This window comes from Hydrocarboniclastica marina (genome assembly GCF_004851605.1).
Lineage (GTDB): Bacteria > Pseudomonadota > Gammaproteobacteria > Pseudomonadales > Oleiphilaceae > Hydrocarboniclastica > Hydrocarboniclastica marina.
The window spans coordinates 2228545-2252717 of sequence record NZ_CP031093.1; the positions used below are offsets into that span (position 1 = coordinate 2228545).

17 protein-coding genes are annotated in these 24173 nt (G+C 58.5%); all 17 read right to left on the bottom strand.

Annotation, left to right across the window (positions count from 1 at the left end; genetic code table 11):
* Window positions 1-5: 5 nt before the first annotated feature.
* Window positions 6-1895 carry an ExeA family protein gene (locus tag soil367_RS19125; RefSeq protein WP_136550579.1) on the bottom strand — a complete coding sequence of 630 codons (1890 nt, stop codon included), beginning with the start codon at window positions 1893-1895 and terminating at the stop codon, window positions 6-8.
* Between the two features lie 251 nt (window positions 1896-2146).
* Complete coding sequence (locus tag soil367_RS09945; protein ID WP_136548961.1) at window positions 2147-3610, bottom strand: DUF3336 domain-containing protein; 1464 nt, start codon at window positions 3608-3610, stop codon at window positions 2147-2149.
* A gap of 225 nt (window positions 3611-3835) precedes the next feature.
* On the bottom strand, window positions 3836-4630 hold the full coding sequence (locus tag soil367_RS09950; RefSeq protein ID WP_136548962.1) for an MlaA family lipoprotein: 795 nt from the start codon (window positions 4628-4630) through the stop codon (window positions 3836-3838).
* 94 nt (window positions 4631-4724) lie between these two features.
* Window positions 4725-5867, bottom strand: a complete 1143-nt coding sequence (locus soil367_RS09955; RefSeq protein WP_136548963.1) for a beta-ketoacyl-ACP synthase III — start codon at window positions 5865-5867, stop codon at window positions 4725-4727.
* Between the two features lie 412 nt (window positions 5868-6279).
* Window positions 6280-10191 (bottom strand): ATP-dependent RNA helicase HrpA, encoded by a 3912-nt coding sequence (gene hrpA / locus soil367_RS09960; protein WP_136548964.1) that lies wholly within the window; start codon window positions 10189-10191, stop codon window positions 6280-6282.
* 250 nt (window positions 10192-10441) lie between these two features.
* Complete coding sequence (locus soil367_RS09965; RefSeq protein WP_425459981.1) at window positions 10442-12100, bottom strand: AMP-binding protein; 1659 nt, start codon at window positions 12098-12100, stop codon at window positions 10442-10444.
* 424 nt (window positions 12101-12524) lie between these two features.
* Window positions 12525-13511 carry an AgmX/PglI C-terminal domain-containing protein gene (locus tag soil367_RS09970; protein WP_136548966.1) on the bottom strand — a complete coding sequence of 329 codons (987 nt, stop codon included), beginning with the start codon at window positions 13509-13511 and terminating at the stop codon, window positions 12525-12527.
* Window positions 13504-14007, bottom strand: a complete 504-nt coding sequence (locus tag soil367_RS09975) for an ExbD/TolR family protein (protein ID WP_136548967.1) — start codon at window positions 14005-14007, stop codon at window positions 13504-13506. Before soil367_RS09975 ends, soil367_RS09970 begins: the two co-directional genes overlap by 8 nt.
* Window positions 14004-14513 carry an ExbD/TolR family protein gene (locus soil367_RS09980; RefSeq protein WP_136548968.1) on the bottom strand — a complete coding sequence of 170 codons (510 nt, stop codon included), beginning with the start codon at window positions 14511-14513 and terminating at the stop codon, window positions 14004-14006. The genes soil367_RS09975 and soil367_RS09980 overlap by 4 nt, the downstream gene beginning before the upstream one ends.
* Window positions 14514-14641: 128 nt before the next feature.
* A complete protein-coding gene (locus soil367_RS09985) occupies window positions 14642-15286 on the bottom strand; it encodes a MotA/TolQ/ExbB proton channel family protein (protein WP_136548969.1) in 645 nt (214 codons plus the stop codon).
* 165 nt (window positions 15287-15451) lie between these two features.
* Window positions 15452-15775: a hypothetical protein gene (locus tag soil367_RS09990; protein ID WP_136548970.1), complete on the bottom strand. Its 324-nt coding sequence runs from the start codon at window positions 15773-15775 to the stop codon at window positions 15452-15454.
* Entirely contained in the window at window positions 15772-16431 is a 660-nt protein-coding gene (locus tag soil367_RS09995; RefSeq protein WP_136548971.1) for a tetratricopeptide repeat protein, read from the bottom strand. The genes soil367_RS09990 and soil367_RS09995 overlap by 4 nt, the downstream gene beginning before the upstream one ends.
* The gene (locus tag soil367_RS10000) at window positions 16428-19343 is read right to left on the bottom strand and encodes a tetratricopeptide repeat protein (protein ID WP_136548972.1); all 2916 of its coding nucleotides are present in this window, start codon (window positions 19341-19343) and stop codon (window positions 16428-16430) included. The genes soil367_RS09995 and soil367_RS10000 overlap by 4 nt, the downstream gene beginning before the upstream one ends.
* Complete coding sequence (locus soil367_RS10005) at window positions 19340-21088, bottom strand: hypothetical protein (RefSeq protein WP_136548973.1); 1749 nt, start codon at window positions 21086-21088, stop codon at window positions 19340-19342. Before soil367_RS10005 ends, soil367_RS10000 begins: the two co-directional genes overlap by 4 nt.
* 6 nt (window positions 21089-21094) lie before the next feature.
* A complete protein-coding gene (locus tag soil367_RS10010; RefSeq protein WP_136548974.1) occupies window positions 21095-21625 on the bottom strand; it encodes an AraC family transcriptional regulator in 531 nt (176 codons plus the stop codon).
* Between the two features lie 291 nt (window positions 21626-21916).
* Window positions 21917-23095 (bottom strand): vWA domain-containing protein, encoded by a 1179-nt coding sequence (locus soil367_RS10015; RefSeq protein ID WP_136548975.1) that lies wholly within the window; start codon window positions 23093-23095, stop codon window positions 21917-21919.
* A gap of 13 nt (window positions 23096-23108) precedes the next feature.
* Entirely contained in the window at window positions 23109-23951 is an 843-nt protein-coding gene (locus soil367_RS10020) for an AAA family ATPase (RefSeq protein ID WP_136548976.1), read from the bottom strand.
* Between the last annotated feature and the right edge of the window lie 222 nt (window positions 23952-24173).

Here is a 24173-nt window from a genome sequence, read left to right on the forward strand (position 1 = left end):
TGGTTTCAGTCCTGCCGGGCAAGATGTTTTGGAATGACCGCGCCTGAAAGGCGAGGGAGCGTGGGATCCAGCTCGCTGTTCAGACGTATGAGCGTGACCGTGCCCGGGATGCCGTCGGGGATCAGGCCGGCGCGGCGCTGGAACCAGGCCACCTGCTCCTCAAGTGAGACTTCGCCCGCGCCGTTGACTACAGCATCAGGCAGACGGTATTTACCACGGACGGTTGCAAGACTCTGTTGCAGCCAGGTCTCTTTGCTAATCGCATTGTCGCCCGGCTCAAGTTCATAAGGCGGCAGTTTCCAGACGACGGAATAATCGCCCAGCCAGTACCGGTCAACCTGTGCTCTGGGTAAGACGTGTTCTGTTCCGTCGAGAGCGATACGCGCCCGCTCCTCATCCAATCCCAGGAGCGCGACATGAAAGGGCTCGCCCACCGCGTTGTGCAGGCGCAGAACCGCTGGACGGTCCAGTTGCTCCAGACTGCGCCAGTTGCCCTGCCGGTGCAGACAACGCAGTCCATGCGCCTGCGCATACCCGCAGGCAGAGCCAAACCCATCCTCACCATAGGTAAGATTCCAAGCCTGGAACAGCGATCTGTACGCAGGCCCAGTGTTGTCACGCCCAGCAACCCACTGGCCCAGCAACTGATCGCCGGAGGGGCCGGACTGCTCAGGATCTGCAATTTCGAGGGAATCAGACTCTGGGACCATGTTTCCCCGTGTTTCTGGATCGTTTCCCCGTGCTCCTGGATCGTTTCCCCGTGTTTCTGGACCGTTTCCCTGTGCTTCTGGATCGCCCTGGTTGGCCGGGTTTTCGTCCACATCTGAATCTGAACCTGAAATGCTGTCGGCCAGAGTCTGCTCAACCGTGTCCTCCGTATCCGGCGACTGGATTTCGGCCCCGGTTTCGGGCGCCGGTATTTCTGCAGGCGCGCTCTGCTGGACGACAGCAGCACTGCCGGTGGGACGCAGAAAATCCAGCGTACTCAATGCCCAGGTCAAAGCAACGATCGCGACTACAGATGCGACCATACTGGCCATTACTAACTGGCGTGGGCCAAGACTGCCGAAGGCGAATCCGGTGGCACCGCTGCGACCGAGGACTTCCCCCGCCGCCTTACGAATAACTGCCGAGTCTACGACACCGCTGTTCTGACTGTAGGCTCCCAGCAGAGCCCGGTCGGCGATGAGGTTTATTAGCCGGGGGATACCGTTACTGAGGCGATAAAGCGTCTTCAGGGCGGCTGGGCTAAAGATGAGGTGCCGTCCGCCCGCGACGGAAAGCCGATAGCGAATGTACGAAGACAGCTCTTGGCGATCCAGAGCGTTCAGGTGATAGCGGGCGGTTATGCGTTGGGCCAGCTGCCGCAATTCCCGTTGGTCGAGCATCTCCTGCAGTTCGGGCTGGCCCAGAAGTACAATCTGCAGCAGCTTTTTCTCGCCCGTTTCGAGGTTGGTCAGGAGCCTGAGCTGCTCAAGCACATCCGGCGTCAGGTTCTGCGCCTCGTCAATGACGAGGACTGTATGGCGGCCCTGAGCATGGCTGGCCAGCAAGTGACTGTTGATGACATCAATCAGCCTTTTAATCGATGCGCCCGCGGGATACCTGAGGGCCAGTTCATCACAAATGCTGGCCAGCAGCTCGCGCGCCGAGAGCTTGGGGTTCAGGACGAGGGCGACATCAACATGCTCGGGTACGCTGTCGAGGAAACAGCGACAGACTGTCGTTTTCCCGGTGCCAACTTCCCCGGTGATAACGATGAAACCGCCCTGCCCCTGTACCCCATACATAAGGTGAGCAAGTGCCTCCTTATGGCGCTCGCTCAGATAGAGATAGCGGGGATCAGGCGCAATCGAGAAAGGTGCTTCCCGCAGGCCGAAGAAGTCGTTATACATGGGGTTCAAATAAACACCGGAAAAAAAACATGATAGGGTCCGGGACGCGCTCTGTCATCCGGCGCATGGGCAACATGCCGCGGCAACAGGTCGAGCGCCCGTGTACTTGTCTATTAACTCCGAGGCTCGTGCCCCGGCGGGTTGACTCGTTAGTCTTTCATCGCTGCCGCTGACCCGTATACCGCTTCGGGTAAACGGAACAAGCTTGCGCTGGTCAGCCGTCCGCGCTGGAGCCTGACCCACCTGTCCCGTTAAGCGATTACCCGAATCTCCGCGCGCCGATGGTTGGCCTGCTTGCGAAGACGGGCGATACAGCGCTCCATCGTCTGGGAAATTTTGGTATGGCTGCGAATCTGTGAAATATGGGGCCACGTCGCCCGTTCGCCTTCAAGCATCATTTGCCGGACAAATTCAGGTGTCGGGTTGGACATCATACGCCGGTAGTGCTGAAGACTGTAACGGGGCGCAAATGTGACGTCGCCATAGTAACGTTGGGCCATAATCGTATACACCTGACCGGAGATCTGGCGCAAAAGTTCCGGCTGTACACGCTTCCGCAGGAAGTCGAACGCGCCCTTGCCATGAAACATCAGCTCGCTTTTCACCGCCTGTAAAGGCAAGCCCAGCAGTCCGGTTTTTTCATCCCTGTTCTTCAGCTTGAGGAACGGTACCACATGGGGATTGGTCTGACTGACCATCGTGAAGTTGATGTTGTAGAGATGCTTGAGACGTTCGATAGGCAGGTCGCTGACCACAGATCCATCAACAAACCGCAATCTCGGCATATAGGGGCACACTTCGCCGTTGACGTCCTTGGTCATCAGAGTGACGGGCGGAAATATGGCCGGCACCGCAGCTGAGGCCAGGGCTGCACTCCACACCAACAGATAGGGCGAGGTGTAACCGCTCAGGAGCCGCTCTTTCTGGTGCTGATGAACGGGAGACACGCTGATATTGATCGACCTTCCCGTGCGCTCATACGCTTCCTCAAACGTGTGCTCACCGATGTTGGAACGCAGGCACCGCTCCAACTGGGATTGGTCCATGAAGCCCTTCCCCTTGAGCCCACTCAGAATGCCCAGCCATCGCCAGGCGTCGAGATTGTGGCTGTCGGGATCCAGCATCGCCGGGATTTCAGCGTCAGTGTGAGTGCCGAGCATGGCCGCCATGATAGCCCCGGCACTGGAGCCAGCCACGACCTGTGGCAACAGGCCGCGCTCCCACAGCGCTTTGATCACCCCCAGGTGGAACAGGCCAAGCGTTGCGCCTCCGCTCAGAAGCAGCGCCGGGCGCCCAAAGCTGAGCAGGGTATCCTTGAAGAAAGACAGCTTCTCCGCGTTCGGAAGCCCTTCCACCTGAGTGTCACAAAGCACATTCAGGGACTCGCAAACCTGATTGACATACTCTTCAATCAGGTGCTTTGTGCCTACGTAGCTGTGCTGGTAAAGGCGCGGGTCGCCCATATTGCCCAGGTCATGGTGCAGGCCTTCGCGCAAGGCGCGTTGCAGCGTCCTGTAGTCATGCTGGTGATGGCATTCCCGAAGCTGGCGAAGCCTGTGGTAGATCATCTCGTAGTTGTAGATATCTGAAACGAACGTCTCTTTCCACTCGAAGTTACCCTGCAGGTAGTCAAGCTCGAGCGCGGCCGCTTTCCAGACCTCGTAGTTTGGCGCTTCGGCCATCATCTTGCTGAATTTCTTTATTCGACTGTCCATGCGGGTCTCGACCTGATCTGGCTCGTGACTGCCCGTATTTCCCCATGCCTATCAAGCAGGCGCTGGACAAACTCCGGGACGGTTCGGGCACAAGACGCAGCATAAAGCGTATACGGCCTGCTGTGAATGACGCATACCCCTGCGCTGTGCCCCTTTTAGTTACTGCAGTATAGTCTAATCACGCATTTACCGGTCGAACCCAGGCTTCAGCGGATGCTGTGAAGCTCAGAAGTCCTCAAGAAGATCGTCATCACTCGCGAACGGATCGCTGACCTGACCGTCCTTTACCTGATACTCCCGCCGCTGCAGGTAGGCGTTTCGAATTGCCCGGTAACGGTCTTCGCCTATCAGGGCTTGTTCTGCCGGGATAAGTTGGGCACGCATGTCGATACCGCGTAATGCAAGCAGCGCATACACTTCCGGCGATTCAACGAGGTGGTAGCCAGAGGGCAATTGACTGTCGGTAATGAACCGGCTGCTGTCTCGGACAGTGTTCGGTCCCAGCAGGGGCAATACGACATACGGCCCGCTATCTACGCCCCAATAGCCAAGGGTCTGGCCAAAATCTTCACGCTTCTGGGGCAACCCGAAGCCCGTCGCAACGTCGAACAGCCCGACGACCCCAAACGTTGTGTTGAAAACCAGGCGCCCCGAGGTAATCAGCGAATCCTCTGCCTTAAGCTGCAACAGGTTGTTGAACAGGTTGATGGGCTCTTCAAGATTACTGAAAAAGTTGGAGACCCCTTTGCGCGCGAAGCCGGGAATGTAGTCGAGGTAAGCTTGTGCGACAGGTTTCAAGGTATAGCGATCGACGACATCATTGAATTCAAAAATGGCCCGGTTAAAGCCTTCCCAGGGGTCGGCCGCACCGTATCCCGGCCGAATAGGCTCATAAAGCGACTGGAACTGCGTGCCACCGCCGGGCGCCGGGGCTTGGGCTTGGGCGAGGACCGCCGTCGGCAGAGCGCCTAACAGCAACAGAAGAGCATGCAACGCTGTCGAGCGCGTAGTTGAGTTCATAGGTAACCATCTGATCAGTGTGCGGGGCGGCAAAGCCAGCCCCGACCTTTGGGCGTTTGTTTTTGGAATTTTTAGCGGGCAGATGAAGAATGATCTAGCGCTTGCGTATGATCACACTGCCGATTGAATAACCTGCACCGAACGAACAGATCACTCCAAGTTCTTCCGGTGCAAAGTCATCTTTGTGCTGATGGAATGCGATAATAGAACCTGCTGAGCTGGTGTTGGCGTACTCATCAAGGATGACTGGCGCCTCTTCAAGCGTTGCGTCGCGGCCGAGTACCCGGCGCGCAATCAGCTGATTCATATTCAGATTGGCCTGGTGGAGCCACATCCGCTTGATGTTATCAGGCTTGAGGTCAAGTTGGTCCAGGTGCGCCAGGATCAGCTCAGCGACCATGGGCGAGACTTCCTTGAACACTTTTCGCCCCTGCTGGACAAACAGCTTCTCTCCTGCGACCACCGGATTCTGGACGTTTTCAACGGTACTTTCTTCGCTACGGTTAAGAAAACCGGCGTTATTACGAATATTGTTGGAGAAGCGCGTCTTCAGCTTCATCCCCATTATGTCAAAGCCAACGCCCGGATTGACCCTGTCGCTACGCTCGACCACAACTGCAGTACAGGCATCGCCGAAGATAAAGTGGCTGTCGCGGTCGCGAAAATTGAGATGGCCGGAGCATATTTCGGGACTGATTACGAGAACGACGTTTGCCTGCCCGGTCTCGATCGCATTGGTCGCCGCCTGGATCCCGAAGGTGGCTGAGCTACAGGCGACATTCATGTCGTAAGCAAAGCCGTCAATTCCCAAGGCGTCCTGAACCTCAACCGCAACGGCCGGGTAAGCACGCTCAAGGTTAGAGCAGGCTACGATCACCGCATCTACATCAGCCGCGGAGCGACCAGCCTGGGCCAGCGCTTCGCGGGCGGCCTGAACCGCCATCTCGCATTGTATACCGGGCTCGTCGTCCGAGCGTGCACGCAAACGCGGCCGCATACGGTTCGGGTCAACAATGCCCGAACGGTCCATCACGTGGCGGCGCTTGATCCCGGACGCCTTCTCGATAAACTCCGACGACGACGGTGGCAAAGCCGCTATTTTTCCAGCCGCGATGGCCTCAGCGTTCTCTGAATTGAAACGTTCAACGTACATATTGAACGCTGCCACCAACTCGTCATTGGTAATTGTGTCGGGCGGCGTAAATAGCCCGGTTCCGCTAATCACTGCTGATGTCACTGGCAACCCCACTTGCCCCGGCAGCTGTATGCCTGCCCCGAGCCTGTATTGAATGGATAGCGTTGTTCGCCTTACGCCGATGCGTTCTGACGCTATGCGGTTCAGCCTGTCGCGACGCGATCAGACCAAGCCCCGCCGCGGCTGACGTGTCTCTTCGGGTCGGGCCCCTGACCGGGCCGAACGCGTGAGAAGGTAATCGGCCCTGCGGGTAAACGACAACATTAGTCCGGATAATAGCATAGCCATTTCAGACTGACGCCCTACGTAGTCTCCCCTACGCCTGAACAGCTTCAACCAGCCACTGAGCCCAGAAACCTGCCTTTTTCCAGACGCTACACGCGAACCTGGACACATGACGCGCGAGGCTAGACTACACGCGATCCTGGATACACTGCACGCGAGCCTAAATGCACTACACGCGAACGCTTTCCCACTGGCGGTCCAGCCGCTTCAGAGAAACGGTGAACCGGGTTCCCAGCTGCTGTGCGAAATAGGATACGCGGTATTCCTCAAGCATCCAGCGGTAGTGGATCAGTTCTTTATCCCGCACACCCTGACGCTCCAGCTGGGCCATGCGCTCCGCGTAGCGGTCCCAGCGTGGCTGGAAGTCATGCAGGAACACGCGCTCTGCCCCCATTTCACGAGGCATCTTTTCATGGCGTATAGCCGCTGCCTGCAAGTACCTGGGAAATTCTGAAAGCTGAGTCGCAGGGGTTGCGGACAGGAAACCCGGGTGAACCAACTGTGACAACTGGAACTTCAGATCGGCAAGGCTTTGGGCCATAGCAATATTTATTTTTCCTTTCAGTGCCTTCGCCACTTCGTGGTGGCGCGCGATTATCTCATGGGCAAGTACGTCCCACCGGACAAGCGCATCGTGAAAATCCCCCCGCCGGAGATCGTAAATTTCATCCATGGCGTTCTGGCTGCGGGGCAGGTCATCCTCGGGCAGGAAATGAGCCTGGACTGAGGCCATGAGCAGGTCATCGAGCAGGTCTTTTGCCTTGCCCAAGGGCGCAAACAAAAGAGCTGACGCCTTAAACTTCGGCAGCTTTCGGTCGATGCCATCAAGATTGGGCTGAAGCCGGTTGAGTAGAAGCCGCGCAAGCCCCCGCCGATGCATTTCCTCCGCCGCGGGCGCGTCCAGCCTCTGGGTCAACCTGACGTTATTCCCCAGATCTTCCAATGCCGGGAACACCGTAACCTCTACACCCCCCTGGTCGGTCGACGTTCTCACCGGCAGCTTGCCAAAAGCCCATGCCCTGGCCTCAGGAGCTTTAGCCTCACCCTGCGATTCGCTTTTTGCCACCTGACGCGCCAGAGCTACCTGAGCCGCCTGCTCGTGTTTTTCCAAAAGCCCGAGGATATCCCGGGACTCTTCTATCGTCTTTCCGTCGTAATCCACGAGCCGGATATTCATCCGAAGATGCGGCGGGAGCTCAGCCTCCTGCCACTGCTCATGCGGGATGGCAACGCCGGTCATCCGCGTCAGCTGCTCGCCAAGCTTTTTACCGAGGGGTTCGTTCGAAGGGGTCAGATTACCCAGGGCGGCATCGACAAAATCGGGCACAGGAACAAAGTTCTTTCTCGTCGATTTAGGCAATGAGCGGACGAGATGGATACATTTTTCGCGCAAAAGCCCGGGCACCAGCCAGCCCAGCCGGTGCACAGGCAACTGCTTGAGTGCCATCAAGGGCACAGTCATGGTCACCCCATCTGCGGACTGGCCGGGCTCAAAGTAATAGTCCAGCCGATAACTGATCCCCTGCCATTGCAACTGATCCGGAAAATTATGAGCCGTATCATCTGCCAGCGGACGCTGAAGCACGTCAGCTTCAGTCAGATAGAAAGCCCGGGCCTCGTCATCGGAGAGCTGGCGCCACCAGCTTTCGAAATGCCTGCCGCTGACGATATCCGCCGGCAGGCGCTGATCGTAGAACTGGAACAATCCTTCCTCATCGATAAGGATGTCCCGCCGCCGGGTCTTCTCCTCCAGCTTTTCAACCGTCTCGACCATTTCCCGATTATGGGTGAGAAATCCCGCTTTGCTCTGATACTCGCCCTCAACCAGCGCGCGTCGGATAAATAGTTCCCTGCAAAGACTCGGGTCTATCCTGCTGTAGTTGATGCTGCGTCGGGGCACCAGTTCAAGGCCGTACAGTGTCACCCGCTCGTAGCCTACCACCTGGGCGCGCTTCTGCTCCCAGTGCGGCTCGAAATAGCTCCGCTTAACCAAATGCCCCGCCAGGGGCTCGATCCATTCAACATCGATTTTGGCCACAGTCCGGGCGAAGACCCGACTGGTCTCAACGATCTCCGCCGCCATGATCCATTTGGGTGCGCTTTTAGCAACGGACGAGCCCGGGAAGATCATGAGCTTGCGGTTACGCGTGCCCTGGTATTCGCGCTTTTCCTCCTTGATAGCAACCTGCCCCAGCAAGCCCGTCAGGAGCGCCTTGTGCAGGCCATCATAGCCAGCCGGCTCCGCGTTGGGCGTCATGCCCTGTTCTTTGGCGACCAGCACGAGCTGGCGGTGAACGTCCCGCCACTCCCGCATGCGCATATAGTTGAGGAACCGCTTCTGACACCACTTGCGCAACTGGTTCTGGCTGAGTTCCTGCCGCTGTTGCTCGAAGAGACGCCATAGATTGACCAGGCTGACAAAGTCGGAAACCTTATCCGCATACTCGCCATGAGCCTGGTCGCTGGCCTGCTGACGATCCGCCGGGCGCTCCCTTGGGTCCTGTACGCTGAGTCCTGACGCAATGACCTGAACTTCTGCCAGCGCATTGTGTTGTTCCGCCGCAAGAAGCATACGCGCCAGCCGAGGATCTACCGGAAGCCGCGCCATGCTGCGCCCGGTTTCGGTAAGACGTCGGCGTGCATCAACTGCACCGAGTTCTTCAAGCAGTTTGAAACCATCATTGACCTGGCGTTGATCAGGACCGTCCAGGAACGGAAAGCGGCGTATCTCGCCGAGCCCCAGCAATGCCATTTGCAGGATCACTGAGGCCAGGTTGGTTCGACGAATCTCAGGATCGGTGAACTCGGGGCGACCCAGGAAATCGCTCTCCTCGTATAAGCGGAAGCACAGACCGGGTGCGACCCGACCACAGCGGCCTTTGCGCTGGTTGGCGCTAGCCTGCGATACCGCCTCAATAGGCAGCCGCTGTATTTTCGAGCGGACACTGTATCGACTGATACGGGCAAGGCCCGAGTCGATCACATAGCGAATACCCGGGACAGTCAGCGACGTCTCAGCGACATTGGTTGAGAGTACGATGCGTCGACCGGTATGTGACTGGAATACCCGCTGCTGTTCCGCCGTGCTGAGGCGGGCATACAGCGGCAGGATGTCCGCATGCCGAAGCGCGGCATCCTGGTCACCGGCGTGCCGCAGCGCCTTGCTGGTCTGGCGTATTTCGCGCTCACCCGGCAAAAATACCAGCACGTCACCCACCGGCTTCCCTTCGGCGCGCTCATAGCGGGCAATTTCAGCCAGGCACTCAATAATTGACGGAGCCCAGCTGCTGTCGCTGTCGCCATCGTCATCCCGGTTAGCGGGCGGCCGGTAAAAAACATCGACCGGATAGGTCCGGCCCGAGACTTCAACCACCGGCGCACCGTTGAAGAACCGGCTAAACCGCTCTACCTCTATGGTCGCCGACGTAATGACTACCCGCAGGTCTGGCCGCTTGGGCAGTAGCTGTTTCAGGTAGCCCAGCAGGAAATCGATATTCAGGCTGCGCTCGTGGGCTTCATCGATGATCAGCGTGTCGTAGCGGTCCAACATGCGATCGCGCTGGATTTCTGCCAGCAGAATCCCATCAGTCATGACCTTCATCAGCGAATTTTCGCTGGTCTGATCACTGAACCTCACCTGAAACCCGACCTGTTCGCCGACCTGGGTTTGCAGTTCTTCAGCAAGACGGCTCGCAACGTTTCGCGCGGCCAGTCGGCGCGGCTGGGTATGACCAATCAGGCCGCGCCGGCCCCGCCCAGCATCCAGGCAGATTTTCGGCAGCTGGGTGGTCTTGCCCGAACCCGTCTCACCCGCAACGACCACCACCTGATGTTTTTCAATAAGCTCACGAAGGTCGGCTGCGTGCTCACTGACGGGTAGCTCGGGCGGATACTCAATATGCGGGCGAATGTCCTGCCTGCGGGCAAACGCTTCCTGCCCCTGCGCAAGCCAGGCGTCGATACGCTTGCGCGTCGCCTCGTCGGGCTTCCCACGAGCACGGGCCAGTTGCTGGCGAATGCGTCCAGCTTCCCGTTGCCGGCAAGCTTGCATCTCAAGGTCTGTTGGAGGCTGCCAGGTCATTGACTGATTTGAATTCCTGCTAGCGGATGGTTATGAGAGTGGGTTCTGACGCAAGGGTACGGACGAATGCGACCAACCCTGAATGTGTACGACTGTCGAGTATGGTCACGGCTGTCCAGGATGGACACGGTTAACCCAGAAACAGCGCAGCCGCGGCGGCTAGGAGAAACCGGCGCGGCTGGCTCTGCTTGAGCGACCTGGTCGGCGATTTCACCAGCCGGGTCGCTCCGCGGGTTTTGGCCCTGAGGTGTTAACTATCGCGCAGTTCCCGGCGAAGAATTTTACCGACGTTCGTTTTCGGCAACTCATCACGGAACTCGATAGTCTTTGGCACCTTGTAAGCCGTGAGTCGCTCGCGGCAATAGTCCCGGATCTCTTTCTCGGTGACAGACGCCTTCGCCTTGACGGCAAATACCTTCACGGCTTCGCCACTCTTGCTGTCGGCGACGCCAACGGCCGCGCATTCGATAACGCCCGGGTGGCTGGAGACGACGTCTTCGATCTCGTTGGGATAGACGTTAAAGCCAGACACGATAATAAGGTCTTTTTTCCGGTCCACAATACGGATGTAGCCATCTTCCTGGATTACAGCCATATCCCCGGTCTTTAGCCAGCCATCTTCGGTGAAAGATTTGCGGGTTTCTTCCGGACGCTGCCAGTAGCCCTTCATAACCTGTGGGCCTTTGACGCAAAGCTCCCCTGGCTCGCCGAACGGCGTGTCATTGCCATCGTCGTCGATGGTCTTGACCAGCGTAGATGGAATAGGCAAGCCGATCGTGCCCAGCTGAATGGCACTGGACGGGTTGATAGACACAACTGGCGAAGTTTCGGTCAAACCATAACCTTCGCTGATGTCACAGCCGGTCACATTCTTCCACAACTTGGCAGTATCGCTGGTCAGCGCCATGCCGCCCGAAGCGGTAACCTTCAGCGAACTGAAGTCCAGCGCCTTGAATTCATCGTTGTTGCACAGGGCAACGAACAGCGTGTTCAGGCCCAGGAAAGACGTGAAGCGGTGATTCTTCAGTTCTTTGACAAACGCCGGAATGTCGCGCGGGTTGGGAATAAGAATGCTGTGGTTCCCCGTCTCCAGCATGATGCCGCAGTTCAGGGTAAACGAATAAATATGGTATAGCGGCAGCGGCGCGATCACGATCTCGCTGGCTTCCTGGAGATTCTCCTCCAGCATCGGCTTGACCTGAAGCAGATTGGCCACGAGGTTGCGCTGGGTCAGCATCGCACCCTTGGCGACGCCGGTCGTGCCGCCGGTATACTGCAGCACGGCAATATCATCTGCCTTGACGTCTACAGGCTTGAAGCGGTGCTTGGCACCCGCAGCCAGGACCTTGGGGAACGCCTTCGCGTTGGGCAGATTGTAGGCCGGCACCATTTTCTTGACGTGTTTTACCGCCATGTTAATGATCGTGCGCTTGAGCGGCTTATGCATGTCCCCCAGCTCAGTCACGATCACGTGCTCAAGGCTGGTCTGGGCCAGAACCTGCTCAACGTTGTGGGCCATGTTGGCCAGTACGACAATCGCCTTGGCACCGCTGTCGTTGAACTGGTGTTCCATTTCCCGCGGCGTGTAGAGCGGATTGGTGTTTACAACCACGATACCCGCGCGCATGGCGCCAAACACCACAACGGGATACTGAGTGATGTTGGGTAGCTGAACCGCGATCCGATCACCCGGTTTCAGGTTGGTTTCGTTCTGGAGATAGGCGGCGAACTGACGGGAGTAATTGTCCAGATCGCGATAGGTCAACGTTACCCCTACGGCGCTGAACGCGGGGCGATCGGCGAATTTGACAACCGCCTGATCGAAGACATCAACCATACTCTTGTATTTGTTGGGATCAATCTCTGATGGTATGCCCGAGGGGTACTTGTCCCTGAAGAACTGCTCCAGATCCATCGCCATCTCCTGTTGTAGTCATGGTGTAGTGAAATGTCGGGGTTCCAATACGCTGCCTGGGTTGCAGGCGCGCCGCGCGTTAATTTGAAGACCCCCGGCTTGCGCTAGCGGTGCCCGGAAGGTCTTCAAATTGACGCGCTTGCGGACGAATAGGCTTTCCATTACCCGTCAGACCGGTCGTCAAAGCATGATGGGCCAGCCATTGCCAGTCGACATTTGGCCAAGTCGAGCTGGCGAAGAATAACAGCTTTGTCACAGGCACGGTAGGTTGACGCGGGCTGAAGCTTACCGTTGCGCGCGAGGATCAGACCGAAACTGCCATCTGCAGAGCCAGGGCCGCCGGCCCTGGCGGCTGGCACACCAGGGGAAAGGTCGGGCCCAAACTCTTGAGAGGCGTTGCGTTGCGTCGCGGTAGACACTACCCCGGCGGGAGGAAGTTCACCGGGTACTCGACTGTACGCGTCTCAACCGCTGCCCTACCGAAGTCAAAAAGCTGGACCCGGGCTGCAATACGCTCCTCAAGGGCTGCATCGTTCAGTTCGGACGACACCACCTCGACCGCCGAAACCTGGCCACTGGGTTCGATTACCAGTTCCAGCAGCACTGTGCCTGACAAGGCGGGGTTCTGCCGCAACGCCCGGTTGTAAAGAGAGAACAGCGCCGTTTTGTTTCGATCAAACGTGGCCCGGATGTTGGCCATCGACCGCTCTGCCGGACCCTGCGGTCGGGGTTGAGACGACTCCGCGCTGGCCGGAGCCTTTTCGGGTGCCAGGTCCTGGGTCTGGCGTCGCGCCAGCTGCACAGATTCCCGTGGCGCTGCACCGGCCTCAACCCCGCCACTGGTCGCCGTCACATCTTGAGACCGCTCACGCTGCACCCCGGAGTCAGCCTTGCGATCAGCCTCAGCCGAAAGTTCCTGGACCTCCGCAGGCGCTGATCTCGATGCCATCGAGCGCATCTGGCTCAGCTGATCCTGCATCGCCATCAGCCCCGACCGGCTGGCGACGTCGCGGGCCTCTTCCGCAGTCTCGGGCTGTTGTGCCGGTTCTGGCTCTACCGCAACTTCGGGTTCAGGTTCCGGTGTGGGCTCAGGTTCCGGTTCTGGCTCGGGTTCTGGCTCGGGTTCTGGTTCAGGTTCTGGCTCGGGTTCCGGTTCAGGCTCTGGTTCCGGTTCGGGCTCCTGAATTTCTGCGACAGGTTCGGGTTCCTGCAGCAGCACGGCCATTTGGGGAGCTTCTTCTTCTGTCTTCTCGATTTCCGGCTCTGGCAGTTCAGTCAGGTGCACCAACGCCGCGACCGGCAGAAACAGCGCGACCAGTACAATCAGGATAACAGCGAAACGCAGCCGGTCTCCGGGTTCAGGCGTCCATGGCAAAGCCAGTGTCGGCCTCTGGCGATCAACCACGCGGCGACTCCTCCGGCTTGTGCTCAACAGCCAGACGCACTTGACGGAAGCCGGCGTTGACACTGGTGCGCATCACCGTCTTTAAGGTTGCGTATGGCAATGTCCGGTCGCCCATTATCGTAATAGGCAACCCTTCTGGCGGCACGCTCTCTCCGGAGCGACGGCTGAACTGGACCTGAAGCTCTTTCGCAAGCTCTGGTATGGTTCGGCCGTCGGCAGAGGTGGCCCCGAGCGTGGCAACGGTGCGGCCCTGGATCAGGATGGCGTCACCGGCCAGTTCCAGCGTCAATACGTCAGTAAGGCGACGGTCTGCCGTCGATTGGGGAAGTTCAACCTGGGAAGACTGTTCAAGAACTTTGACATCCGAGGAGTTAACCATCAGGAAGAAGACCAGGATGGTGAAGATATCCATGAGCGAGACCAGATTCAGGCCTCCGGCCCGGTGCATCCGCCGATAGTGGCGCTGGAGCCTGCGAGCGCGGCGGGACTGCTTCATTCGCCGCCCTCCTTGCTGGGCAGCGGTGGCGCATCGCCCAGAGCGATATCCGGGAAAAGCTCTGCCTGGACTACGTCCGCTGCCACAACAGCCGGGTACGAACGGACCGCATCCATGGTCGAAACCAGCGTCTGATATTCCGTTTCCGGGCCGACCAGCAGCGTGACATTGCGCTTGTCTGGCACGCTGTATTTGATGCGCTTCAACACGTCAGTAAGGGCCTTGAAGTCCGGGCCAGTCGCCGTGCCGTTGATCTGTTCCACGAGACCTTCGCGACTGCTCTCTACCTGGAAATCATTGCCGCTGAGAATGACCCGGAGTTCAAGCGACTCGTCATCGCGCGCATCTGCGCTGGCCGTCTGCTCGGCAAAATTAAGACCGATTGCACGGGTTTGGGTAAATACCATGCTCAGCAACAACACCGGTACCAGAACAATCATCAGATTAAGAAAAGCCGTGATGTCCAGTTCCGGTGTCGTCTGTTTGCGGCGGTGTTTACGTCTCATAGAATCTGGCGTTTCCGCGTAACGTGAAAGTGTCCTGTTGCCGATTTGCGCGGACGCTCATGCCCTGCAAAGAATCAGCTCAGCCATCGTCCTTGGGAGGGCGGTAAAAGCGCCTCGCCCTGGCGTCCTTATTCAGTACGGGCGGCTGGTTGCTCAGCAACGATATTGAGGAACTTGACCCCGGCCATTTCGAAACTGTCTACGATTTCGTTGGTCCGGGTTTGCAGCCAGGCGTGAAAAAGCAGTAGGGGGATGGCAGACATCAAGCCGAAGGCCGTGGTATTCATGGCCACGGATATACTCTGGGACAGGAGTGATGCTTTTTCCGCGGGGTCGGCATTGGCAACCGCGGTAAACGCTGCAATAAGACCAATAATGGTCCCAAGCAGCCCCAGCAGCGTGGAGACGTTAGCGAGGGTCGCGAGGTACTGGGTACGTTTTTCAAGGCGCGGCAGCACCTCCATCAGCCCCTCTTCGAGCGCATACTCTATATCTTCACGGCTGTGATTGTTCAGCAGTCGGCCCAGACCGGCGCTGATCATGGTGCCGATGGCGGCTGCACTATGGTTCGCCGCCTTCAGAGCACCGCGGTAATCGCCTTTTTGCATCAGCGGAAGAATACCCTGGTCAAAAGCACGACGGTTCCGGTTGCGCACCCGCGCCAGGTAGACGAAACGCTCGATGGATATAGCCAGGCCCAGCAGCAGCACCAGCGCTATCGGGTACATAAACGGGCCGCCCTGTTGAAAAAACCGCACAATCGTATCCAACATCTACCGCTCTCCGTTCATGTCTCTGGTTATGGGTTGGCAAGACGCCGATGCCCTTGCAGGCATTTTTGCCAATCTCAGTCGCGATCACGCCCTTAAGGCCCGGCCCGTCGCATCTGTTGCGGTTGAAAATACTGCCTGTGTTTGATCGATCCGGCAAGCGAAGGCTTACGGACCGCTTCGATCAACGTTCAGTATGTCCAGGGTCTGGCGGTAATGGCGATGCACGCGGAAGGTTTCTACCTCTATCGGGGTCAGTACATCCCCGATCTCGGGAATACCGATGTCGTCGCGCTTGCGGGCGGGAATAGACGGCGCCTGCCACGGCACAATGTGCAGAACTCTCGGTTCCTCCTCAGTGGCGTGCACCGAGATACCATCCACGTCAGTGAGCGCTCTGTCTTCCCCTGAAGAGTCGTCCTGGGCAACTACCGCGAAGCTCAGAGCAATCAGGAAAATACCGGTCGCACGGATGAAGAATAAGGCGCTCACTCCACCCTCCTTTCGAGGTCAACAATCCAGCCCTCTACCTGGGCATCCGGCTCGTCCAGCAAACTCTGATATTGCTTATAGTGTTCAAGTGCCTTGGCCAGGTCCTGCACATATAGCTCATAGATAACCGCCAGGTTGTAGTGCAGGGACGGCTCTTCGGGGTACCTTTGCACAGCCCGCACCAACACCTTCCGCGCGTCAGCAAATTCGCCCGTTTCGGCCAGCATCAGCCCCAGATTATTACTGGCAACCCGGTGGCCGGGCGCCACTTTGAGTGCTTCTTCGAGCAGCGTCCGGGACGCCTCCCGACGGCCCTGCTCCCGAGCGACAATGGCTGCGTTCGTCATGACGTCAGGATGGTCAGGACGAATGGCCAGAAGACTGTCCAGTATCTGGCGGGCGCTCTCAAGATCTCCCTCTGCCCAGGCGCCGCGCGCCCGGCTGAGCTGTTGATCCTGTTCGGCAGTCAATGGCTCGATCCAGATCTCTACCTCATCGGCTGCAACGCCGCTCTCGATTTCGTCCACAGACAACTGGTCAGCCGGGATACCCGAATTGCTGGCACAGCCGGACACTGCCAGCGCCAGCAGGATCAGAGCGAGCAGGTTAGCATTCTTGATGGCGCGGCCTCTGCGGCAGATATCAGCTCTGCTCATGGCGAAACCTCTGTGGAGCTCCAGTCAAGCCATTGTAACTCACGGTCGTACCGCGCGGGGTAGATCTCGGCGAGGGCATCAAGGCTTCGATCGATCCAGGGGTTCCAGCGGCGCTCGGCGACGAGCGCATGGTTACGCTCGTGGATCGCGATAGCCTCTTCTTCAAATGGATAGGCTTGCTCTTCGAGCAGCAGGGTGTATTGCTGCTGCTGCAGTTCCGTCAACTGCCCTGGCGGCTCGGACGCCATCAGGTCGCGGGCGAGCGTCCGGTAGAGTTCGGCAATTGCGAACGTGCCCTCGCTAACCGCGGCCTCGACGCCAAAGCTCTGCGCTCGTTCATAGCTGCGGATCGCCTGCTCAAGCGCTGACTGCTTGCGTGCCAGCGCCTGCTGCAGTGGGGCAGTAAGGGCGATGCTGCGAAAGCGTTCAGCCGCGTCGCGGGCCAGTACCAGAGCGCTTTCTGCAGCCAGGAACCGCGACCGGTCACTACGCTCGCTCTCGTCGCTGGCTTCTTCGCGCGACACGATGGCTGCGTAGCGGCTCAATGGGGAATCGCCCTGCTCTCGTGCGTGTTCAGCCAGGCGCCAGCGTAATTCCTGCTGGTAGACATGGGTCCCGAAGGCGGCGGTACCTTCGCTCAGGTAGCGCCGGTATACCTGACGCGCGTCCGCCATGCGCCCTGCACTCTCGTACCATTGAGCTGCCGCAAGCCGCCCTTCCCAGGCATCAGCTGGGGCCATACCCCGTCGCTCGATCTGCGCCAGCAGGGTATCGGCGGCCTCACCCAGCTGGCCGGAGGATTCGTAGGCGAATATCAGTTTGTCGTCCGCAGGCTCGGCGAGCTCAGACGCTGGATACCGCTTCCTGAAGTCTTTCAGCGCCGCGATAGCGTCGTCCCAGCGCCGGTTGCTCAGGTAGGCATTGGCGGCGTCGTACCGCGCTTTCATTGCCACCTCGCTGCTCCCGGTCATTTCTGCAACACGGGTGAAGTTACCCACCGCTTTTTCCGGCTGACCTGCGGCGGCAGCCACCTCAGCCTGGCGGTAGAGGGTGCTGGCCAGTTTTTCCGTGGTTTGTCGGGACAGTGCGGAGCCTGACGGAATCAGCGCCAGGGCCTCGGTATAATATTGTTCGGCGGCATCATACTGGAGACTGTTAAAGGCTACGTTGGCGACGATCAGCATGGCCGCGCGCCGCTCCTCGTCTGTTGCCGTCTCATCCCGCGTCAACGGCATCGCCAACAGTTCAGCCTGCTGCTCAAAACCGTGTTCGAACAGCAGATTTGCTGTATGCGCCCGCACAGCGCTGGCCCGGGGGTCGTCCACATGAACACGGGCGAAACGCTCAGACGCATCTACCAGCACTTGTAGCGCTGCGGCTTCATCCTCTGCCTCAACCAGCTGGCCGCGGCGGATCAAAACTGACGCGTACGCTGCATCGGCGGCCTGTTCGTAATTACCTTCCCGGTAGCCCGCAATCTCATAGAGCGGCAATGCGTTATCCGGTTCTCCGGCACGCACCCAAGCATCCGCCGCGAGCACCAACTGTTCGCCGCGCTGCCCATTCTCAAGCAGTCGGGTCCAATGCTCCAGATAGCGCGCGGCTTCGCGGTAGAATTCCTGGGTAACGGCACCGATGGATTCACCTGCCAACTCGACGTTGCCGCTACCATCCAGCGGCCGGGTGCCGCCGGAGGCTTGCTGGCCCTGGCGATAATAGTAACGTCCAACCTCATCAAGATAGCTGCGCACCGCTTCCTGGTGTTTGGGTTCCAGGCTCTTGTAGCGGTCCTGATCGCCAAACCGTTCAATATAGGCAATACGGGCGTCCCGGGCTTCCTCTACAAAACCACCACTGACATAGGCTTCAACGGCCTGCTGCGCCAGTGCCGGGGCCGCAGGATGGTCGGGATTATTGGTGACGAACGCCTGGCTGACAGCGACGCTGTCTGCATAGCGTTCGTTGGCCTGGTAGAAGTCAGCCAGACGGTCATACAGCAGGTATTCGTACGGGGGCTTGGCCCTGTCAGCCAGCAAGCGCTCAAAGACCTTCGCGCCGCCCTCGTACGCGGCAATAATGCTCAGGATGCGAAAGGTGTCATCGACGACGTTGGCCTCAACCTTGCCGAGCTCCTCAAGCCCCCCGGACCGTTCCACGTAGCGGTCCAGCACCGAGATGAAGTGTTCCGAGGCAGCACCCGGGCGATCCCGCTTGAACTCACTCCAGCCAAGCATATACTCGGCCTTGTCGGAGAATCGCCCTTCTGAATCACGGGCGAGTACATCCTTATACGCGTCCTGCGCTGCCTCATAGTTTCCTTGGCTGAAGTTGTGCTCAGCGATCCTGAAACGGGCCTCGAGCGCGTATTCAGAATCGGGGTACAGACCCAGCAATTGCTCCAGCCGCTTGATCGAGCTTTCCTCGTCGCCAATAAATGCATAAGCCTTGGCATTCTGGTAGAGCAGCTCATCGATGCGCCCGTAATATACGCCTGAGCCGACGATCAGTTCGTAGCTATTAACGGCCTCGCGGTACAACTCAACTTCCTGCTCGGCGGTGATGTCAATCTCGTTGCCGGCCAAGGACTGGAGATTGCTGAGGCGATGGAGCGCATCGATCTTCACAGCCGGGTCTTCCGCTTCCTCAAGCAGTTTCCGGTAACGGCGGGCCACCTCGCGAACCGAGATCGCAGGCAAGGCGGAGCGGTCGATGTTGATAAATACCGGCTGCGCCTCGCCGATAGTTTCTCCGTCGACTCCAAGCCGAACTTCAAAGCCCGAAGCCTGCTGGGCAGCAAGACCCCCTGCCGGCAGCGAAAAGAGCAGGTAGAAAAACGCACTGCTGATGATATGGCGGATCTTCGCCGGCGCTTTTCGCTGGGTGCCCGGTATCAACGATCTGGCCAGCCTCATTGTGACGACTCCCTGGCCCGGTCTGACCTGAGCCGCGAAACGGCCATGTACTCGTATAGCCTTGCGATCTCCTGTTCGCTGCGGTCCGCCAGATGTTCGAGCGTCGTTACCTGTTCAGCGATAAAGCCCAGAATAAGATCATCCAGTACCGCTTCGCTGCGGGTTCTCAGCGCGGCTATCCGCTGCAGCTGGCTATCAAGCGAACGCCGGGCGACTTCAACCTGATCGAGGGTCGAACTGAGGCGGGACGGCACTGAGCCAGCTTTTTCGGCCAGCGCTTCTACCCTTGCCCGGCTTTCTTGCAGTTGACGTTCAACTTCGGTGGTCCCGGGCCTCGCCTTTGACTGCTTAAGCGCAGCGAGCCGTTCAGCAAGTGACTCAACCTCTGCTGTCACCCGCCTGATACCGCCCTGAGCCGAAAATGACTCTGCTGCGTCAACCCGGGCCGCAACAGATGAGCGCAGCACATCGAACTCTGCCTGTTTCTGGCGGAGACGCCGGTCCATCCGCTCCAACTCGGCCAGGCGCTGGACCGCCCGCTGTGCCTCGGCATCCTCCAGAAAGCGCACCAGCCAGGCCAGGCGCGGCGCGGTAACCGTTTGGCTGTCGGCCAGGAACCACTCGACATCTTCTGTGCCGGCGGCGTTGAGAAGCGCCTGATGGCTGCCGTCTTTCTGTACTTGTGCCTTTATTTCCTGCAGCACCGCCTGTTCTTTTTCGAACACGGCGTTGGCGGTGAGAAACGCGTCCGCTGCCTGGCTGCTGGAACCCGCTTCGTCGTACGCCTGCCCCATGGCGATATAGGCTTCGGCAGCTCCGGCGAACGCCAGTGGAAACTTCCTGGCCCGATGCCATGACTGAAGCGCGCCCCGCACATTCTGCTGTTTAAGCTCAGCCAGGCCGTGCAAGTAGAGTGCAAGTGGGGCCTGATAGCTATCCAGGCGCACTCGACTGAGGAAGTTGATAGCCTTGCGATAGTCTTCAGCGCGCAAAGCCAGCAGGCCGCCGCCAAGGTTTGCCCGATCAACAAGGTCCAGGCTGGCGGCGGAGTTTTCTTTACCTGCCGTAGAGGTCGCCACCCGCAGCGCCACGAGCGGCCGTGAGCTTGAAGTATCGGCTCGCGCGTAGTCCGCAGCCAGATTGAAATAGCCCAGGCCTGTCCAGGTATTGTTCCCCATGTCTTTCAGGGTCGCAGCAGCGGCTGCCAGATCGCTCTCTTTGCGAAGGAGTTCGGCCTGATGAAACAACGCTTCCTGACGATTTTCACCCTGGAGCCGGGGCAGGAACCGGTCAAGCCACCGCCGCGCCTGCTCCAGGTCATCGGTCCGCAACGCCAGCCGGATTAGCTCCAGGCCCGCTGCGGCTGAAATCTCTGTGCCGCTATCGGCGAGCGACTCCAACTCATTCCGCGCCCGGCGGTAGAGCCCCATATCGATCAGCGCCTGAGCCTGTAGCAGTTTCTGCTGGCGAGACTCAGGCTGGGGATTGAGTGCAAAGGCTGCGAACGGGTCACCGGTGAGGAGATGAAAACGCGCCTGCCCGGACCGTAGCTCGTCGGGCAGTTCATCGGCGGCGGTCGCTGAGTCACCGTTTATGTCGCTCAAGGCGATTGGCGGACAGGCAAAGGCGAGCAGGACTGAAACCAGTCCTGCGGCCCACAACCGACCCAGTGCCCGGCTACACTTCAACGATTGCCTGGGGGACAGAAGCGCTCCGTTATCCTGCACAGCGAAGTAAGAGAACATAGCCCGCTACTGCCAGCGCTTTAGTGTGAATTCCGGATTAAAGGCAGGCGCCTGGGCACGCACCACAAGCTCTACGCGGCTGGCGTCCTCCTGCTTCGTAACGGAAAAATTCTGCTGGTTGCGGAAAAACTGCCCGTTCTTGCCACGGCCGTTAACCGTCGCGGTAACCCTGTGGTTCCCCTGGGCCAGATTGCCCAGATAGAGCTTCTGGACGCCACCCTGGGCTAAAGCTTCGCGTTCCTGATCAGTGTAAACGTGAGAGGTTATGCGGCGGTCGTTGATACTGAGATCAACCGCATCGAGCTGAAACGCATCCCCGGCGTCGACGGAGAGAAAAACCGCAACCTGAGTGGCGGGAGGAAACAGAATATCTTCCTCAAGCCGTGACAACTCGGCATTGAGCTCTGCAACATCCCCTTTGAGTTCAGCCAGATCGTCATTAAGGCTGTCGCTGCCCGTCGTCGAACTCTGAGCCAGCACCTGCACCGCACCCAAGCTGACGACCATCAGCACTACCCACCAGCTCGCCTTGCTCATTCTTCGCACCTTCCAAGAACTGATATTGAACCTTGATAAGCCAGCCCCTTGGGGCTATCCGTAAAGCTTTCGTCCGCCATCGGGTCAACCCAGACCTGAGCTGGTCTATTCTGAGCTGATGTGGACGGCCGCTCCTGCGGATTGCAGGTCCGGCGTATCGACCACAACCGCCTGCGACGGGCTCGATTAACTGTGCGGGAGTGTAACAAGCTCAGCTTCCCGTCGCTGCCAGCTGCGTCATAAAAAGCATGCACGTGCGCGAAATACAGGCGCCCGGCAACAGCTTATAAGCTATTTGGTAAGCTCCTTCATGGCCTGCTCCAGCCCCTCAATACTCATCGGGAACATGCGGTCTTCTACGAGCTGCCGGGTCACTCCCAAAGACCCGCCCGGGCCCCAGTGCTCCCGGGGTATGGGGTTGAGCCAGGCGACTTTATCGAAGTGGTCGGTGATCCGTTCCATCCAGACCGCGCCCGGCTCCTGGTTCCAGTGCTCGATCGATCCGCCTGCGTGCGTCACCTCGTAGGGTGCCATGGTCGCGTCACCGACAAAGATGACTTTATAGTCCGGTGTGTACTTGTGAAGGATGTCCCAGGTCGACATCGTTTCGTTCATGCGACGAATGTTATCTTTCCACACGCTTTCATAGACAAAGTTATGAAAGTAGAAGTATTCCATGTGTTTGAATTCAGCCCGGCAGGCCGAAAACAATTCTTCACAGACCCGCACATGGGGATCCATTGAGCCGCCAACGTCAAAAAACAGCAGTACCTTCACGGCGTTGTGCCGTTCGGGGACCATTTTCAGATCAAGGTACCCTGCGTTGCGAGCGGTGGAGCTGATGGTGTCGTCCAGATCCAGCTGATCTGCCGCACCCTGGCGCGCAAACTTGCGCAGCCGCCGCAAGGCAACTTTAATATTGCGAATGCCCAGCGTGACGCTATCGTCCAGGTCGCGATAGCCGCGTTTTTCCCAGACTTTGGCCGCCCGGCCATGGCGACCTTTGTCCTGCCCAATCCGAAACCCTTCCGGGTTGTAGCCATTCGCGCCAAAGGGCGATGTGCCACCCGTGCCTATCCACTTATTACCGCCCTGGTGTCGCTCCTTCTGCTCTTCCATGCGCTTTTTGAAGGTTTCTATCAGCTCTTCCAGGCCACCGAGTGACTCGATCTTGGCCTTCTCCTCATCACTGAGCTGGCGCTCGAATTCGGCTCTTAGCCAATCGTCTGGGATCAGCCCCTCCAACAGCTGATCCAGGTTTTCGATACCCTCGAAGTACGCTCCGAACGCGCGATCGAACTTGTCGAAGTGGCGCTCGTCTTTCACCAGGCACAACCGGGCAAGGTGGTAAAAATCCTCCATGTCGGCAAACGCGAGATGGTGACGTAGCGCATTCTGGAGGTCGAGAAACTCGCGCAGGCTTGCAGGTACTCGCGCTCTCCGGACTTCCAGGAAAAAATCGATCAGCATACATAAACTCCTGCTAACCGCGACGACGCGCCATAAAGGCCAGCTTCTGCAGCAGGTGCACGTCCTGTTCGTTCTTGACCAGGGCACCGTATAGCGGCGGAAGAGCCTGGGATGTGTCTTTTTCCTGCACAACCTTTTTGGCCAGGTCGTCCGCCATCAGGAGTTTCAGCCAGTCGATCAGCTCGGAGGTCGACGGCTTCTTCTTCAGGCCGGGCACCTTACGCACATCGAAAAATATTTCGAGCGCGTCGCGTACGAGCTCCTGCTGAATGCCGGGAAAGTGCACATCCACGATCCGGGACAGCGTCTCGTGATCAGGAAAGTTGATGTAGTGGAAGAAACAGCGCCGCAGGAACGCGTCCGGCAATTCCTTCTCGTTATTACTGGTGATCACGATGATGGGCCGGAAACGGGCCTGGACGCGTTTCTTGGTCTCGTAGACGTAGAATTCCATGCGATCCAGTTCCAGCAGCAGATCGTTGGGGAACTCGATGTCTGCCTTGTCGATTTCATCGATCAGCAGCACGGCCTGTTTCTCGGACTCGAAGGCTTCCCAGAGCTTGCCCTTGACGATGTAATTGCTGATATCGTGAACCTTGTCGTCACCAAGCTGGGAATCGCGCAGACGTGAAACAGCATCGTATTCGTAAAGGCCTTGCTGGGCCTTTGTGGTCGACTTGATGTGCCAGGATATCAGGGGTGCGTCCAGCGCAACGGCCATCTCTTCGGCAAGCAACGTCTTGCCAGTGCCGGGTTCACCCTTGATCAGAAGCGGGCGCTGCAACGTAATGGCGGCGTTAACAGCCATCTGCAGGTCATCGGAGGCGACGTATTTCTCGGTACCTTGAAACTTCATGCAGGCAAGTCCTTGGAGGTTAACGGAAAACCGGGCCAGGTTTTTTCGGTCACATCAGCTTGCTGTTTTCATGCGATCGCTTAGTGAAAATTTTTCCGGGCACCAGTCCACGACGAAAGAGAGCTCACTAGTGTACTGACTCCGGCCAGGATGACCAAGGCCAGCGCCTTGTTGACTTGCCGGGTGCAACGGCCAGGACTTAAGCCTTAGAATGAATCTCGA

Excerpts from the sequence above, each read along its gene's own strand:
- hrpA (WP_136548964.1), bottom strand. The coding sequence starts at position 10,191 with ATGACCTGGCAGCCTCCAACAGACCTTGAGATGCAAGCTTGCCGGCAA.
- soil367_RS10005 (WP_136548973.1), bottom strand. The coding sequence starts at position 21,088 with ATGTTCTCTTACTTCGCTGTGCAGGATAACGGAGCGCTTCTGTCCCCC.
- soil367_RS09995 (WP_136548971.1), bottom strand. The coding sequence starts at position 16,431 with ATGAGCAGAGCTGATATCTGCCGCAGAGGCCGCGCCATCAAGAATGCT.
- soil367_RS09985 (WP_136548969.1), bottom strand. The coding sequence starts at position 15,286 with ATGTTGGATACGATTGTGCGGTTTTTTCAACAGGGCGGCCCGTTTATG.
- soil367_RS09975 (WP_136548967.1), bottom strand. The coding sequence starts at position 14,007 with ATGAAGCAGTCCCGCCGCGCTCGCAGGCTCCAGCGCCACTATCGGCGG.
- soil367_RS10010 (WP_136548974.1), bottom strand. The coding sequence starts at position 21,625 with ATGAGCAAGGCGAGCTGGTGGGTAGTGCTGATGGTCGTCAGCTTGGGT.
- soil367_RS09950 (WP_136548962.1), bottom strand. The coding sequence starts at position 4,630 with ATGAACTCAACTACGCGCTCGACAGCGTTGCATGCTCTTCTGTTGCTG.
- soil367_RS09980 (WP_136548968.1), bottom strand. The coding sequence starts at position 14,513 with ATGAGACGTAAACACCGCCGCAAACAGACGACACCGGAACTGGACATC.
- soil367_RS10000 (WP_136548972.1), bottom strand. The coding sequence starts at position 19,343 with ATGAGGCTGGCCAGATCGTTGATACCGGGCACCCAGCGAAAAGCGCCG.
- soil367_RS19125 (WP_136550579.1), bottom strand. The coding sequence starts at position 1,895 with ATGTATAACGACTTCTTCGGCCTGCGGGAAGCACCTTTCTCGATTGCG.
- soil367_RS09945 (WP_136548961.1), bottom strand. The coding sequence starts at position 3,610 with ATGGACAGTCGAATAAAGAAATTCAGCAAGATGATGGCCGAAGCGCCA.
- soil367_RS10015 (WP_136548975.1), bottom strand. The coding sequence starts at position 23,095 with ATGCTGATCGATTTTTTCCTGGAAGTCCGGAGAGCGCGAGTACCTGCA.
- soil367_RS10020 (WP_136548976.1), bottom strand. The coding sequence starts at position 23,951 with ATGAAGTTTCAAGGTACCGAGAAATACGTCGCCTCCGATGACCTGCAG.